Source organism: Candidatus Termitispirillum reticulitermitis, from assembly GCF_054655775.1.
The window spans coordinates 1-683 of sequence record NZ_BAAIHG010000204.1; the positions used below are offsets into that span (position 1 = coordinate 1).

Sequence of the window (683 nt, forward strand, 5' to 3'; positions counted from 1 at the left end):
GCAGAAGCCGCTGCGGTGCAGCAGGCGATGAGTGCTCTCGGTCTCGGAGGTGGCGCTGCGGCTAGTTCCAATATGGGGATGCGCAAGGCTGCGGTGCTATTGATTTCGTTGGGTGAAGAGTTGTCGTCTAAAGTGATGGCATTTTTTGATGACGACGAGGTAATGGAACTCTCTAGGGAGATAACCCTTACTAAAACGGTTCCACCAGAGAGGATAGACGATATTATAGAAGAATTCTATAATATGATGCTTGCCAAGAAGTTTGTTGCTAAGGGCGGTATTGATTATGCAAAATCAATACTAGTTAAATCGCTTGGTCATGAACGTGCACGTAAGATTATAGACAGATTAACTAAGATGATGGAGCAATCTGTCGGCTTTGAGTTTCTTGCCCGTGTTGACCCGAAACAGCTAGCAAAGTTCATTGTGAATGAGCATCCGCAGACTATTGCCTTGATATTGGCACATCTTGACTCTACACAGGCGGCTGATTCTATGGTTCAGTTGCCTGATGATTTGAAGTCTGACGTGGCTTTACGTATTGCTAATCTGCAGGATATATCTCCGGCGGTTGTGCGAACTCTGTCAAAAGTGCTTGAGGAACGTTTTGAATCTATGTCGTCTTATAATGTTGAGGTTGGTGGCATTAAATCTGTGGCTGAAATATTCAACCGTATGGATAG

At 44.8% G+C, this 683-nt stretch carries 1 protein-coding gene; it reads left to right on the forward strand.

The window, feature by feature from the left end:
• Positions 1–78 precede the first annotated feature (78 nt).
• Positions 79–683: flagellar motor switch protein FliG (gene fliG, locus AC1MDJ_RS08300; protein WP_479690443.1), on the forward strand; the 605-nt coding region annotated here is incomplete at its 3' end.